Raw genomic sequence first — 14355 nt, 5'->3', positions numbered from 1 at the left:
ATCGACGACACAGCTTCGCCGGTACCGTTCTGAATGCCGGCGACCATTTTTTCGATTTCCTGAGTCGACTGCGCGGTGCGATGGGCCAAGGCACGCACTTCGTCCGCCACCACCGCAAAACCACGCCCGGCCTCACCGGCGCGCGCCGCTTCGATCGCCGCGTTAAGGGCCAGCAGGTTGGTCTGTTCGGCGATGGCGCGGATCACATCCAGCACCTTGCCGATGTCGCGACCCTGCGCGGCGAGGCCTTCGATCATTTGCGCAGTGCTCTGCACGTCATGGGTCATGGTCTGGATCGCGTCGACGGTTTTCACCACTTGATCGCGACCTTCGCGGGCGGCCTGGGTCGACTGGTTCGAGGCTTCGGAGGTCGAGACCGCGTTACGTGCGACTTCTTCCACCGCGGCGGTCATTTCGTTGACGGCGGTGGCGGCCTGTTCGATCTCGTTGTTCTGCTGTTGCAAGCCACGGGAGGCTTCTTCGGTGACTGCGCTCAGCTCTTCGGCCGCGGCGCCCAACTGGGTGGCGGAGCCGGCGATCTGTTCGATGGTTTTGCGCAGATTGGTCTGCATCGTCGACAAGGCTTGCAGCAATTGTGTGGCTTCGTCTTTGCCATCCACTTCAATCGACTGGGTCAGGTTGCCGCCAGCGATGGTTTGCGCCGCCTGCACGGCACGGTTCAGCGGGGTGACGATGCTGCGGGTCAGCAGCAGGGCCAGCAGGACGGTGGCAAGCGCCGCGACAACAGCCACAATGACGATGCCGGTAATGGCGCTGTCGTAATGCTCACCGGCCTGCGTGGAGGCGACTTTCGCGCCTGCAGCGTTGATTGCGATCAGCTTGTTGAGCTGTTCGCCCATCTGGTCGGTGCCGTCCTTGATCCGCGTGTTGATCAGGGTGCGCATCTCGTCGACTTTGTCCTGCGCGACAGCTCCATCATCTGGTTTTGCGCTTGCAGGTAGTTGTCGAGTGTGGTCGCGAACGTCTGATATAACGCACGCTCTTCGCCCTCTGCCGGCAACGCGGCGTAACTGGCCTGAGCACTGCGCACCTTGTCCACCAGCACGCCGATGCGCGTTTGCGCTTCTTGCAGGCCTGCCGGGTCGCGGTTGACCAGAATCCGGAACGACAGAATCCGCAGGCGCAGAACGTTTTCCGTTACCACGCCAAGGTACGTGACGCTGGGCAGTTGATTGGTCTCCATGTCGATGGAGGCCTGGCGGATGGTCGACATGCGGTTGACGGCGAACACACCAAGGACAATCACCAACAAGGCGATAAAGGCAAAACCGAGGAAAGCACGAGGCGCGATATTCAGGTTACGCAAGGACATGGTTGGACTCTCGGATAGAGGTAACTGCGAGCGTCCTTGCCGTCATCACTGGCCCTTGAGCGGGGTCAGTCCGGCGGCACTGTTCGAGGGAATCTGTGTGCGCCTGACCTCTGTATCGGCTGGGCTTTAGGAAGATTTCGTGTAAAGCAGAAATATTTTTCAAGGTGTTTCAACACTGAAACACCCTGACACCAACCCTCTGTGGCGAGGGGATTCATCCCCGATCGGCTGCGCAGCAGTCGCAAAATCTCAAAACTGGTTTTTAGCGAAAAGCGCAGGAGGCTGCTTCGCAGCCCATCGGGGATGAATCCCCTCGCCACAACATCTTCACGCAGTCAGTTATTGACTTTGGCCATTTGCCAGACCCGGGCGATGTCCGTCGCGCGCTCGCGCAACAAGCGTGGAGCTTCGGCGCAGGCCTGCTCCAGGGTCATCGGGCCGCTGGTGACTGCGAATGCGGCGTCGATGCCGTGCTCGTAGAGCTCCTGATAACCCTCGCCGAGCGTGCCGGCGATGACAATGACCGGGACATCGTGTTTTTTGGCAATCCGCGCCACACCAAACGGCGTTTTGCCGCGCAGGGTCTGCGCGTCGAAGCGACCTTCGCCAGTGATCACCAGATCGGCGCCGTTGACCGCTTCCGCAAGGCCCACCAATTCGGCCACCACTTCCACGCCTGCTTGAAATTGCGCGCCCAGAAACGCTTTCGCCGCAAAGCCCAGCCCGCCGGCCGCGCCGCTGCCCGGCTCATCGCGAACGTCTTTGCCCAACGCTTGCGCGCAGAAGTCGGCGAAGTGACCGAGGGCCTGATCCAGTTGTTGCACCTGTACCGGTGACGCGCCCTTTTGCGGGCCGAAAATCGCCGAGGCACCGTGCGGCCCGCACAGTGGATTGTTGACGTCGGCGGCGATGTCGAACCGCACTTGGGCCAGACGCGGATCAAGCTCGCTCAAGTCCAGCCGCGCCAGTTGCGCCAAGGCCAGGCCGCCCGGTACCAGCACCTGACCTTGTGCATCGAGCAATTTCACCCCCAGCGCCTGCATCGCGCCGGCGCCGCCATCGTTGGTGGCGCTGCCGCCAATGGCCAGAATCACCCGTTGCGCACCGGCATCCAGTGCGGCGCGAATCAGTTCACCGGTGCCGAAGGTGCTGGTGATGCAGGCATCGCGCTGCCCCGTAGGCACCAACTGCAAACCACTGGCCTCGGCCATTTCAATGATCGCGGTGTGGTTGTGCGGCAGCCAGCCCCACGCCGCATCGACCGGAGTGCCCAGCGGCCCGCGTACCCGAGTCCGGCGCAGTTCGCCTTCGCAGGCAGCAAGAATCGACTCCACCGTGCCCTCGCCGCCGTCGGCCATCGGACATTTGACCAGCGTGGCGTGCGGCCAGACTTGCGCCAGGCCCAGCTCAATGGCCTCGGCAACGCCTTGGGCACTCAGGCTGTCCTTGAACGAATCGGGGGCAATGACGATCTTCATGCGAATTCTCCAGTTCCAATGCGCTTCATGCTGCCAGTCGGCACGCGCATTGACGCCTGTCCGCTGCACAAGGGCGGTTGGCGTTTATTGTTCATTTCTACAAAAGCCTTGGACTTGATGCCGAATGCTCTGGCCTCATCGCTGGCAAGCCAGCTCCCACAGGGATCTTCAGTGGCTACATAACTTGTAATCACCTTGTAAACCTGTGGGAGCTGGCTTGCCAGCGATGGCGGCCTTAAGAACAACTCATACCGCCGGATCAGTCTGCGGCAGTAATTGCACCCCAAGGTACAACGCCAACATCCCGTCCAGCCGCAACGGATCAACTCCGCTGATCTCGGCAATCCGCTCCATCCGGTAACGCAAGCTGTTGCGGTGAATGCCCAGCGCATCGGCACAGGCCTGGCTCTGGCCGTCGTGTTCACACCAACTGCGCAGGGTCGCGAGCAACTGGCCGTTACCGTCCTTGGCAATCACTTTGCGCAACGGTTTGAGCAGTTCATCCAGCGCGTCGTCATTGCGATGGCGCCAGAGCATCACCGGCAAACGATAGCGATTGAGCGTCAGCAGTCGCGACTGCGGCAGCACCTCACGCCCATACGCCAGCAGATCGCCGACCCGTCGATAACAGCGGCGCAAACCGGCCAGCCCATCCGCCTGCCCGCCCACGGCGATGCGCAGAATGTTCCAGCCCAGGCCATCGAGTTTTTCCAGCAAACGATCATGCTCAACCGTCTGACTTGCGGGCCGGCACCACAGCAGCGATGACTTGGCCGAACTCACGCACCAGCTGTCCGGGTAGCGCGAGGTCAGCCACGCACTCAGCGCCTCGACGGTTTGTCCCGGCCCTTGTTCCAGGCCCAGCTCGAACAGGTACGGCACCCGGGTCAACTGCGGCTTGAGCCCCAGTTGCTGCGCCTCATCGACCAGCCGCGGCGAGTCGCCGGCATCGCTCAACAGCAACGCCAGCAGGTCATCGCAACGCTGGCGCCGCCATTGCTGCTCGGCCTGCTGATTGCGCTGACCAACGAGCATTTCGGCAGTCATGCGCACCAGTTCGGCGTAGGTGCGCAGTTGCTCCGGCTCGCCGGTAATACCGAGCACGCCGATCAGGCGTTGATCGAGCATCAGCGGCAGGTTGATCCCCGGCTGCACACCCTTCAAGTGCACGGCGGTTTGTGCATCGATCTCTACCACCCGCCCGTTGGCCAGCACCAGTTGCGCACCTTCGTGACGGGTGTTGATGCGCTCCAGCTCGCCGCTGCCAAGGATCAGGCCCTGGCTGTCCATGACGTTGACGTTGTAGGGCAAAATGGCCATGGCCCGGTCGACGATATCCTGAGCGAGGTCGTGATCGAGTTCGAACATGATCGGCAAAATCCTTAAGCAGCGGCGGCGGACGGTTGTTCACACCGCACAGGGTCTGGCGGCAAACCCTGTGCTCAGGCACAAAGACAATCCGGCCACAGGTGGCCGAGACTCTCGGGGCGATCAACGTTAACCTGTGCATCGCAAAAAATCATAATAAAGAGAGAGCCGCTATGTCGCAGAGCGCCGCAGCTACCCAGACCATCGACGACGGTAAAAACGCCGTCTACAAACGCATCACCCTGCGTTTGATTCCCTTCATTTTCATCTGCTACCTGTTCAACTACCTCGACCGGGTCAACGTCGGCTTTGCCAAGCTGCAGATGCTCGACGCGTTGAAATTCAGCGAAACCGTGTACGGCCTCGGCGCCGGGATCTTCTTCATCGGCTACGTGCTGTGCGGCGTACCGAGCAACCTCGCGCTGACCAAGTTCGGTCCACGGCGCTGGATCGCGCTGATGATGATCACGTGGGGCACGCTATCGACCTGCCTGTTGTTCGTCACCACCCCGACCCAGTTCTACACCCTGCGCCTGTTCACTGGTGCGGCCGAAGCCGGGTTCTTCCCCGGTGTGGTGTTGTATCTCTCGCAATGGTTCCCGACGTTTCGCCGTGGGCGGATCATGGCGCTGTTCATGTCGGCGATCCCGGTCTCCGGCCTGCTCGGCAGCCCGTTTTCCGGTTGGATCCTCAACCACTTCGCCGCCGGGCAGGGCGGCCTGGCGGGCTGGCAGTGGATGTTCCTGCTGCAAGGCATTCCGACCGTGATCCTCGGCGCCCTCGCCTATTTCCTGCTGAGTGACAGCTTTGCCAACGCCAAGTGGCTGAGCCCGTACGAGCGCGCGGTGCTTGAAGCCGATCAGGCCGAAGACCTGGCGAACAAACCGAAAACCACCTCCGACTCGTTGCTTGCGGTATTCAAGAACCCGGCGATCTGGGCGTTTGGCCTGATCTACTTCTGCATCCAGAGCGGCGTGTACGCGATCAACTTCTGGCTGCCGTCGATCATCAAGAACCTCGGTTTCAGCGACAACCTGGTGATCGGCTGGTTGAGCGCGATTCCGTATCTGCTGGCGGCGGTGTTCATGCTGCTGGTCGGGCGTTCGGCGGACTTGCGCAAAGAGCGTCGCTGGCATTTGGTGGTGCCAATGCTGATGGGCGCCCTCGGCCTGCTGATCGCGGTGAACTTCGCCGCCAACCCGGCCATCGCGATCCTCGGCCTGACCCTTGCGACCATGGGCGCGCTGACCGGTCTGCCGATGTTCTGGCCAGTGCCGACCGCGCTGTTGAGCGCGGGCGCCGCGGCCGGCGGACTGGCGTTGATCAACTCGATGGGGCAGATGGCCGGTTTCCTCAGCCCGTACCTGGTGGGTTGGGTCAAGGACAGCACCGGGTCGACCGATGCGGCGTTGTATCTGTTGGCGGGTGTGATTGTTGGCGGGAGTTTGCTGGCGTTGCGCATGACGCGGACTCTGCGGGCTTAATCATCACGTTTTAAGATCAAAAGATCGCAGCCTGCGGCAGCTCCTACAGGAAAACGCGTATTTCCATGTAGGAGCTGCCGCAGGCTGCGATCTTTTTTCTTTACTGATTGCAACGCCCGAACTTGCCAATCACGGAAAAATCCCGCAAAAACGCACAGATCTTTAAAGGATTTTTACCAATGAGCTCGATTCTCGATCTGGAGATCTTCGTCCGCGTGGCCGACTCCGGCAGCATCTCCGCCGCCGCCCGCGCCCTGGAACTGACGCCGGCCGCCGCCAGCATTGCGTTGAAGCGCCTGGAAACCCGTCTCGGCATTCGCCTGCTCGCGCGCTCCACCCGCAGCATGCGCCTGACCGAAGAAGGTCGGCGCTATCTCGACAGTGTACGCATCGCCTTGTCCGCCTTGGCCGAAGGCGAACAAGCGCTCAAGCAACACGACGAAGGCCTCAGTGGGGTGCTGCAACTGGCGGCGCCGTCGGATTTCGGGCGCAACGTATTGTTGGCATGGCTGGATGAATTCAAACGCGAACACCCGAATATTCAATTGCAACTGCTGCTAAACGATCGGCACGCCGATCTGTTTCGCGAAACCGTGGATGTCGCGCTGCGCTTCGGCGTGCCCAGCGACTCGACGCTGGTGGCGCTGCCGATTCTGCCGGCGCATCGACGAGTAGCCTGCGCCAGCCCGGACTATCTGGCTCGCCATGGTACCCCGCAACATCCCGGCGAACTGAACGAGCACAGCGCCCTGCTCTATTTGCGCAACGGCCGGCCTTACAACACCTGGCGCTTCAGTCGCGAGGACGAAACGCTGGAAGTTGAAGTCCACGGTGACTATCTCAGCGATGACGGCGAAGTCGCGCGGCGCTGGGCGCTGGCCGGGCATGGCATTGCCTACAAAGCCTGGCTGGACGTCGCCGAGGATGTGCGCGGCGGACGCCTGCTGACGCTGTTCGATGACTGGCATGGCGAGAGCGTGCCGTTCAATCTGCTCTGCCCGCATCGGGTCCAAGTGTCCGAACGCGTTCGGGTGTTACAGGCGTTTTTACAGACGCGTTGCGCGGCACTGAGCCGATAATTCACTTTGCCCCGTCGGATGCTTCTGGTATTTGATGGAAGCTTTCCCACCGATAAAAGGATTTCGGCATGAGCTATCGCACACTGGGGCACTCGGGGTTGCAGGTGTCCACCCTCACCCTCGGCACGATGATGTTTGGCGAACAGACCAGCGCCGAGGATTCGCTGCGCATCATCGACAAGGCCTGGGATCAGGGCATCAATTTCATCGACACCGCGGACGTCTACACCAACGGCCGCTCGGAAGAAATTGTCGGCGAGGCGATCGCCCGCCATCGGCACGACTGGGTGTTGGCAACCAAGGTCGGTTTCGGCCCGGCGGACGGCGTGCCAAACCGCAGCGGTTTGAGCCGCAAGCACATCTTCAACGGTCTGGAAGCCAGCCTCACGCGCCTCGGTACCGACTATCTCGACATCTATTACCTGCACCGCGAGGACCACAACACCCCTCTGGAAGTAACCGTGTCGGCGATTGGCGATCTGATTCGTCAGGGTAAAATTCGCTATTGGGGCTTGTCGAACTATCGCGGCTGGCGCATCGCCGAGGTGATTAGCATCGCTGACAAGCTCGGTATCGACCGCCCGGTGATCAGCCAGCCGCTGTACAACATCGTCAACCGCCAGGCCGAGACCGAACAGATCACCGCCGCGCAGACCTATGGCCTCGGCGTGGTGCCTTACAGCCCGCTGGCCCGTGGCGTGCTCAGCGGCAAATACGCACCCGATGTCACTCCGGATGCCAACAGCCGCGCCGGACGTCAGGACAAACGCATTCTGGAAACCGAATGGCGGGTTGAATCGCTGCGCATTGCTCAGCAGATCCAGCAATACACCCAAGGCCGTGGCGTGGGCATGGTCGAATTCGCAATTGCCTGGGTGCTGAACAACAGTGCGGTAACTTCGGCGATCGTCGGGCCGCGCACCGAGCAGCAGTGGGATGCTTACACCAAGGCGCAGGCGGTGCAGATCACGGCGGAAGATGAAGCGTTTATCGACTCGCTGGTGACCCCGGGGCACGCGTCGACACCGGGGTTCAATGATGTGAGCCATTTTGTGTCCGGCCGTAAACCGCGCCCTATCTGACACCGCTGCCCTGTAGGAGCTGCCGCAGGCTGCGATCTTTTGATTTTAAAAGCTCAAAAGCAAAAGATCGCAGCCTGCGGCAGCTCCTACAGGGCGGCAGACGGTTCAGAATGTGGGAAATATTGAGCACTCGGCCAATATTCAGAACAAAAACCACGTATCCTGCGCGCCCTGTTTGATCACCCATCCGCGAGGACAGTTTGTCTAAAGGTATCGCTCTATCGGTTTCAGCTTCGGTGCTGTTTGCCGTCATGTATTACTACACCTCGCTGCTCACTCCGTTGAGCGGCGTGGAAATCTTCGGCTGGCGGATGCTGCTGACTGTGCCGTGCATGACCGTGTTCATGCTGGTCTCCGGTGAATGGCGGCGGGTGCTGGAATTGCTGCGGCGCGTGGCCGGTTCTCCGAAGCTGACAGGTGGCCTGATCGTTTCGGCAGCGTTGCTCGGCGTGCAGTTGTGGCTGTTCATGTGGGCGCCGCTCAATGGTTATAGCCTCGACGTGTCGCTGGGCTATTTCCTGCTGCCGCTGGCGATGGTGCTGACCGGGCGCATCGTCTACGGCGACAGCCTGTCGTACCTGCAGAAAATCGCGGTGTTCTTTGCCACGCTGGGTGTGGCGAACGAGTTGTATCGGGTCGGCGGTTTTTCCTGGGCGACCCTGGTGGTCGTTGTCGGTTACCCGCTGTACTTCGTGCTGCGCAAACGCCTGAAGACCGACAACCTCGGCGGTCTGTGGGTCGACATGACGCTGATGCTGCCAGTGGCGTACTGGTTTGTACGCGGTGGCGAGCAAGGCTTTGCCGTGTTCGATCAGTATCCGGGCTTGCTCTGGCTGATCCCGCTGCTCGGTTTGATCAGTGCGTCGGCGCTGGTGGTGTACATCATTGCCAGCCGCTTGTTGCCGTTCAGCCTGTTTGGTCTGCTCAGCTATGTCGAGCCGGTATTGCTGCTCGGTGTCGCGCTGTTGCTCGGTGAAAGTATCAAGGCCGGTGAATGGCTGACGTACATCCCGATCTGGCTGGCGGTGGTGGTGCTGGTGTTTGAAGGCTTCAAGCACTTGATGCGGCAACGCCGCTCTTAAAAGCAAAAGATCGCAGCCTTCGGCAGCTCCTACATTGGATACATTCTCTGTAGGAGCTGCCGAAGGCTGCGATCTTTTGATCTTGAAAAAACCTGGCATAAGCCAGGCTTTTTTATGGCTTACTCGGTCGCGAGTACACCACGGCGCACCTGGTCACGCTCGATCGATTCGAACAGCGCCTTGAAGTTGCCCTCGCCGAAACCATCGTCGCCCTTGCGCTGGATGAATTCGAAGAACACCGGCCCCATCAGGGTTTCCGAGAAGATCTGCAGCAGCAGACGCTTGTCATCCGGGTTCGACGAGCCGTCGAGCAGGATGCCACGCGATTGCAGTTGATCCACCGGCTCGCCGTGGTTCGGCAGACGGCCTTCGAGCATTTCGTAGTAGGTGTCCGGCGGCGCGGTCATGAAGCGCATGCCGATCTTCTTCAACTGATCCCAGGTCTTGACCAGATCGTCGGTAAGGAACGCCACGTGCTGGATGCCCTCGCCGTTGAACTGCATCAGGAACTCTTCGATCTGCCCGGCGCCCTTGGACGACTCTTCGTTCAGCGGGATGCGGATCATGCCGTCCGGTGCGGTCATCGCTTTCGAGGTCAGGCCAGTGTATTCGCCTTTGATGTCGAAGTAGCGGATCTCACGGAAGTTGAACAGCTTCTCGTAGAAGTTGGCCCAGTAGGCCATGCGGCCGCGGTACACGTTGTGGGTCAGGTGATCGATGATCTTCAGGCCGGCACCGACCGGGTTGCGGTCAACGCCTTCGATGAACACGAAATCGATGTCATAGATCGAGCTGCCTTCGCCGAAACGGTCGATCAGGTACAGCGGCGCGCCGCCGATACCTTTGATCGCCGGCAAGTTCAGCTCCATCGGCCCGGTTTCGATATGAATCGGCTGAGCACCCAATTCCAGGGCGCGGTTGTAGGCTTTCTGCGAATCCTTGACCCGGAACGCCATGCCGCACACCGACGGACCATGCTCGGCAGCGAAGTACGACGCTACGCTGTGCGGTTCATTGTTGAGGATCAGGTTGATCGCGCCCTGGCGGTAAAGGTGCACGTTCTTGGAACGGTGGGTCGCGACTTTGGTGAAGCCCATGATCTCGAAGATCGGCTCCAGGGTGCCAGGAGTCGGCGATGCGAACTCGATGAACTCAAAGCCCATCAGGCCCATTGGGTTTTCGTATAAATCTGCCATGGTGACGCCTCATCATTCTTATCAATTAACCAGAGTTAGTTGTCAGTAATGCTGAGACCGGCGGGTGGTGCGCAGGAGATGCCTCGCACACTGCGGGCGAGGAAGTCACCGTAGATCAGTTGAAACCCGAATATCTTCATTGTCGACCCAAGGCTCTTGCGGGCGAGGCTTCTGCTGCCAGAAGACGTTTATTATTGTATGCGTAACCGGATTCTACACAGCGTAAATAGGGTTGTCTGCCTTCTCTATAAAATCCGCCTTTTTCGCATCGGTGCAAGGGGTTTGTTGCACAGGTAAATTCCCGCCAGCACCAGCGCGCCGCCAAAGCACAGAGTCAAGGTCAGTTGCTCGCCAAGCAACAGCGCGCCGAGCAGCACTGCGGTCAGTGGATTGAGGGCAATGAACACGCCGGAACGGGTCGCACCGATTTTGCGGATGCCGTCGTAGTAGCCGATGTAAGCCAATGCCGAGCCGAACACACCGAGGTAGATCAGGCTCAGCCATTGCGGCGTGTCGAGATTGAGCAAGGCTGCCGCGCTCATCTCGCCACGCAATGTCGCCAGCACCAACAGCATCACGCAGCCGATCAATACCGAAAACGTCACCGTCTGCAGCGGGCCGAGTGCCTGATTCAACTCGCGGGAAAACAGCGAGTAAATACCCCAGCCCGCTACGCAACCGAGAATCAACAAATCGCCGATCCAGGCATTCGGAGTAACGGCGAGCAATTGCGGGTTGCGACTGACGATCACCAGACTCGCGCCGCCAATGCACAGGGCGATGCCGGCGACTTTCACCCGGCCCAGGCGCTCCTTGAACAACAGCCAGGAAGCCAGGCCGATCACGGCTGGATTCAACGCGACGATCAACGAAGCGCGCGAGGCATTGATGTACTGCAGGCCATAAAAGAAACAGAGGTTGTAGAAAAAGATCCCGAAGAACCCCAGCAGCGTCAATTGCAGCCATTGCCGAGGCGTCGGTCGTGCCAGCGGGATACGCGCAATCCATACAAACCCGAGCAACGCCACGCTGGCGAGCAGGAAGCGCAGGCTGGCGGCGAACAGCGGGCTGAGGCTGCCCGCCAGAAAACGCCCGGCGACAAAGGTCCCGCCCCAAATCATGGTCACGGCTGCCAGCGTCAGATAAACCGACCGATCAGAAACGTTATTGCGAGTTTGCTCCACGTTGCGCATGACGCTCCAAACCAGAGAAGCCAAAGGATGGCGTATCATTTACCTCATTCCCTCTCATCGTAAAATGAGCAAACACTCATGACCCTCACGCAACTGGAGATCTTCTCACTGGTCGCCGAACTGCGCGGCTTCACCCTCGCCGCCCATCGTCTGGGGATTTCGCAGTCAGCGGTATCCCACGCCATGAAATCCCTGGAGCAGGAGTTGGGCGTCGAGTTGTTGCGCCGACACCCGTCGCAGGTGGAGCTCACCGATATCGGCGAGCAGTTGCTCCAGCGCGCACGCGCCATGCTCGGCCTGGCCAACACTCTGCGCCAGGAGGCGGCCGATGCGCGGGGCATGAAAAGCGGTACGCTGCGCATTGGCTCGTTCGGCCCGACGGCGTCGATCAAGTTGCTGCCGAGAATTCTGCAGCGTTATCGCCAAGTCCATCCCGGCATAGAAGTGCACATCGATGAGGGGCCGGACCGGCAGGTGCTGCAGTGGCTGGAAGAGCGGCGAATCGACGTCGGTTTCGTGGTGTTGCCCGAGGAGCGCTTCGACACTTTTGCGCTGGTCGAAGACCAGATGGTTGCCCCTGCTCCCGCTCGGTCATCCACTGGCCGCAAGCGCGGCGCTGAGTCTTCAGGATTTATGTGCCGCTCCCTTTGTGCTGACCGAGGCCGGTTCAGCGGAACTGGTTTCACGCCTGTTCACTGCCGCGCGCCTGCAACCGAACATTCGCTACCGCTGCTCGCAATTGCTCAGCACCCTTGACGTCGTCAGCCGGGGCGATGCAGTCACGGTCGTCGCCGAAGGCTCATTGCCAGACGATCCAGCGCCGCGCTACGTGAAGAAGCCGCTGTTGCCGGCAGTGCAACGTCTGATCGGCCTCGCTGTTCTCGATCAGCGTCAGGCTTCGCCCGCCACGCGGGCATTTATCGAACTCGCCAAGCAGATCAATCAGCCGTGAGCAGCACAAGCGCCAGCAGCCATCTATCATCCCTTCTGACTCCGCTGTTCTTCACCGATGCGCCCGTTGCCCAGGCCTGCATTCGAGCGTTCCACCTCATCGCAACAGGATGCGCCTATGCCCTTGACCGTCAGACCCCGCCGCAAACGTAGCGTGCGCATTTTGGTGACCCCTGCTTTGCGGTGTATTGCCCGTCCTGCTGGGCGGCGGGATTCTGTATATGCAAGCCGAACGGGCCTTGCAGCAGAGCACGCAAAACACCGCCGATGAGGCGTTGCGCCAATTCGAGCTGATGCTCGACAACACTGCCCAGGCTGCCATCGAGTTATTGCCCCTGGCTGGCCAGCCCTGCGAAAGCGTAAAACTGGCTTTGCGCGAACAGGTGACCCGCCGGCCTTTCGTGCGCTCGACCAACCTGGTGTGGGACAACAACCTCTATTGCAGCTCGCTGTTCGGTGATTTCAAGGAAGCCGTGAATCCGGGCGACTATGCGCAAGGCAAACTGTGGTTGATGAATGGCAACCCCGTCACGCCCGACACCGCGCTGCTGGTGTATCGGCTCAGCGAAGGTCGCGGTGGCGCGCTGACTACGCTCGATGGCTATCACTTGAGCAACATCCTGCGCCTGATCGGTCGGCAGACGCAGTTGGTACTGCAGGTCGGCGACAACTGGCTGTCGGCCGATGGCAAAGTGCATCAGGGCGCCCTCCCGCCGCTGCCGATTGCGCAAAGTACGTTGGTGTCTTCACGTTACGCCTTCAGTGTCAGCGCAGGGTTCGCGCAAGGGCAAACGTGGCGCTACATGGCCGCCGAATACCCACCGCTGTTCAGCCTGCTGATCTTTTTCGGGGTGATCTCGGGCGCAATCGCTCACGTCCTGCAACGACGCGCCACCTCGCCCAGCCATGAAATGCTCCGCGCTCTGGAGGCCGGCGAGTTCGTCCCTTACTTTCAGCCGGTGGTGCATGGTGACAGCAGGAAATGGTCCGGCACCGAAGTGCTGATGCGCTGGAAACACCCCAAGGAAGGTCTGGTGCGCCCGGACCTGTTCATCCCGTTCGCTGAACATTCGGGTCTGATCGTGCCCATGACCCGCTCGCTGATGCAACAGACTGCCGCCCTGCTTGGCCCGCTTTCTGTGGACTTCGACCAACCGTTCCATATCGGCATCAACATCACCGCCAGTCACTGCCAGGACCTGGAGCTAGTGGAGGACTGTCGCGAATTTCTCGCCGGTTTGCCCCCGGCAGTATCAACCTGGTGCTGGAGCTGACCGAGCGCCAACTGATCGAGCCGACCGATGTCACGCACCAGTTGTTCGAGCAGTTGCACATGCTCGGCGTGATGATCGCCATCGACGACTTCGGCACCGGGCATTCAAGCCTGGGCTACCTGCGAAAATTCAATGTCGACTTTCTCAAGATCGACCAGAGTTTTGTCGCGATGATCGGCATTGATGCGCTGTCGCGGCATATTCTGGACACGATTATCGAACTCTCGGCCAAGCTTGATCTGGGTATTGTTGCCGAAGGTGTAGAAACTCCGGCACAGGCTGACTACCTGACCGCACACCACGTCAACTTCCTGCAAGGCTATCTGTTCGGAAAACCCATGCCCGGCGCTGACTTCATCGCTGCATTAAGTGATCGTTAACTAAAAATAAATTAAGCCCGACGCTTCGACCCGACGCACCAAATTGATACAAAACACCACTGTTGTTACATGACGACAAGATCAGGATTTACTCTTGGCGCATTAACTACTACAATTTTTTCAGCCTGTGCAAGATTGACAGGTGAGCCATTATCACCGAGTCGCTTCAAGGCTCTTGGCTTATAGCTTTGTTTGCGGTTGGTATCAGCCAAACACACTATTGGAGTAAAGATATTGTCCAGACTCGCTGAATTTCGTGCAGCTGAAAAGGCCCTTCAGGAACAGCTCAAGCAGCTGGAATCGCTGAAGAACGATGCCGGGCTCAAGAAAGAAATCGAATTCGAAGAAAAGCTCCAGGGGCTGATGAAAACCTACGGCAAAGGCCTGAAAGACATCATCGCCATTCTCGATCCGAACCCGTCCAAGTCCGGCTTGCAAGTGTCCGCCGCACCAAA

General features: G+C 59.9%; 10 protein-coding genes and 3 pseudogenes. 7 read left to right on the top strand and 6 right to left on the bottom strand.

Translation table 11 applies throughout. The features are described from left to right. From AB1J88_RS00360 to AB1J88_RS00345, 4 genes and pseudogenes are all read right to left on the bottom strand, one after another. Window positions 1–827 (bottom strand): annotated as a pseudogene (locus tag AB1J88_RS00360) (methyl-accepting chemotaxis protein); the annotation flags it as partial. 65 nt (window positions 828–892) lie between these two features. Further along, the gene (locus AB1J88_RS00355; RefSeq protein ID WP_430289938.1) at window positions 893–1333 is read right to left on the bottom strand and encodes an MCP four helix bundle domain-containing protein; all 441 of its coding nucleotides are present in this window, start codon (window positions 1331–1333) and stop codon (window positions 893–895) included. A 335-nt stretch (window positions 1334–1668) separates the two neighbouring features. Beyond that, on the bottom strand, window positions 1669–2811 hold the full coding sequence (locus tag AB1J88_RS00350) for a glycerate kinase (RefSeq protein ID WP_430289937.1): 1143 nt from the start codon (window positions 2809–2811) through the stop codon (window positions 1669–1671). 246 nt (window positions 2812–3057) lie between these two features. Beyond that, entirely contained in the window at window positions 3058–4179 is a 1122-nt protein-coding gene (locus AB1J88_RS00345) for a sugar diacid recognition domain-containing protein (RefSeq protein ID WP_430289935.1), read from the bottom strand. Window positions 4180–4352: 173 nt separating this feature from the next. On the opposite strand from AB1J88_RS00345, the gene AB1J88_RS00340 reads away from it, so the two are divergent. The 4 genes from AB1J88_RS00340 (at window position 4353) to rarD (ending at window position 8906) form a co-directional block, all read left to right on the top strand. Further along, on the top strand, window positions 4353–5663 hold the full coding sequence (locus AB1J88_RS00340; RefSeq protein ID WP_430289934.1) for an MFS transporter: 1311 nt from the start codon (window positions 4353–4355) through the stop codon (window positions 5661–5663). 179 nt (window positions 5664–5842) lie between these two features. Continuing rightward, window positions 5843–6742 carry a LysR family transcriptional regulator gene (locus AB1J88_RS00335; RefSeq protein WP_262947787.1) on the top strand — a complete coding sequence of 300 codons (900 nt, stop codon included), beginning with the start codon at window positions 5843–5845 and terminating at the stop codon, window positions 6740–6742. Window positions 6743–6810: 68 nt separating this feature from the next. Beyond that, on the top strand, window positions 6811–7824 hold the full coding sequence (locus tag AB1J88_RS00330) for an aldo/keto reductase (RefSeq protein WP_430289932.1): 1014 nt from the start codon (window positions 6811–6813) through the stop codon (window positions 7822–7824). 200 nt (window positions 7825–8024) lie between these two features. After that, window positions 8025–8906, top strand: a complete 882-nt coding sequence (gene rarD / locus AB1J88_RS00325; RefSeq protein ID WP_041064620.1) for an EamA family transporter RarD — start codon at window positions 8025–8027, stop codon at window positions 8904–8906. Between the two features lie 119 nt (window positions 8907–9025). On the opposite strand, the gene hppD is transcribed toward rarD, so the two are convergent. Both hppD and AB1J88_RS00315 read right to left on the bottom strand, forming a co-directional pair. Next, window positions 9026–10102, bottom strand: a complete 1077-nt coding sequence (hppD, locus tag AB1J88_RS00320) for a 4-hydroxyphenylpyruvate dioxygenase (protein ID WP_041067161.1) — start codon at window positions 10100–10102, stop codon at window positions 9026–9028. Between the two features lie 245 nt (window positions 10103–10347). After that, entirely contained in the window at window positions 10348–11295 is a 948-nt protein-coding gene (locus AB1J88_RS00315; RefSeq protein ID WP_430289931.1) for a DMT family transporter, read from the bottom strand. 78 nt (window positions 11296–11373) lie between these two features. Between AB1J88_RS00315 and AB1J88_RS00310 the strand changes: the two are divergent. The 3 genes and pseudogenes from AB1J88_RS00310 to AB1J88_RS00300 all read left to right on the top strand — a co-directional run. Then, window positions 11374–12247, top strand: a pseudogene (locus tag AB1J88_RS00310) (LysR family transcriptional regulator). 117 nt (window positions 12248–12364) lie between these two features. Continuing rightward, a pseudogene (locus AB1J88_RS00305) lies at window positions 12365–13900 on the top strand (EAL domain-containing protein). A gap of 234 nt (window positions 13901–14134) precedes the next feature. Beyond that, window positions 14135–14355: histone-like nucleoid-structuring protein, MvaT/MvaU family (locus AB1J88_RS00300; protein ID WP_430289930.1), on the top strand; the 221-nt coding region annotated here is incomplete at its 3' end.

The organism is Pseudomonas sp. S8 (assembly GCF_050473925.1).
Lineage (GTDB): Bacteria > Pseudomonadota > Gammaproteobacteria > Pseudomonadales > Pseudomonadaceae > Aquipseudomonas > Aquipseudomonas parakoreensis.
The sequence above is the reverse complement of the archived record's forward strand: the minus strand, read 5'-3'. Positions and strand labels throughout refer to the sequence as shown.

Bases quoted from the DNA above. Each gene is read 5' to 3' on its own strand.
- AB1J88_RS00315 (WP_430289931.1), bottom strand. From the start codon at position 11,295: ATGCGCAACGTGGAGCAAACTCGCAATAACGTTTCTGATCGGTCGGTT.
- AB1J88_RS00335 (WP_262947787.1), top strand. From the start codon at position 5,843: ATGAGCTCGATTCTCGATCTGGAGATCTTCGTCCGCGTGGCCGACTCC.
- hppD (WP_041067161.1), bottom strand. From the start codon at position 10,102: ATGGCAGATTTATACGAAAACCCAATGGGCCTGATGGGCTTTGAGTTC.
- AB1J88_RS00355 (WP_430289938.1), bottom strand. From the start codon at position 1,333: ATGTCCTTGCGTAACCTGAATATCGCGCCTCGTGCTTTCCTCGGTTTT.
- AB1J88_RS00345 (WP_430289935.1), bottom strand. From the start codon at position 4,179: ATGTTCGAACTCGATCACGACCTCGCTCAGGATATCGTCGACCGGGCC.
- AB1J88_RS00350 (WP_430289937.1), bottom strand. From the start codon at position 2,811: ATGAAGATCGTCATTGCCCCCGATTCGTTCAAGGACAGCCTGAGTGCC.
- AB1J88_RS00330 (WP_430289932.1), top strand. From the start codon at position 6,811: ATGAGCTATCGCACACTGGGGCACTCGGGGTTGCAGGTGTCCACCCTC.
- AB1J88_RS00340 (WP_430289934.1), top strand. From the start codon at position 4,353: ATGTCGCAGAGCGCCGCAGCTACCCAGACCATCGACGACGGTAAAAAC.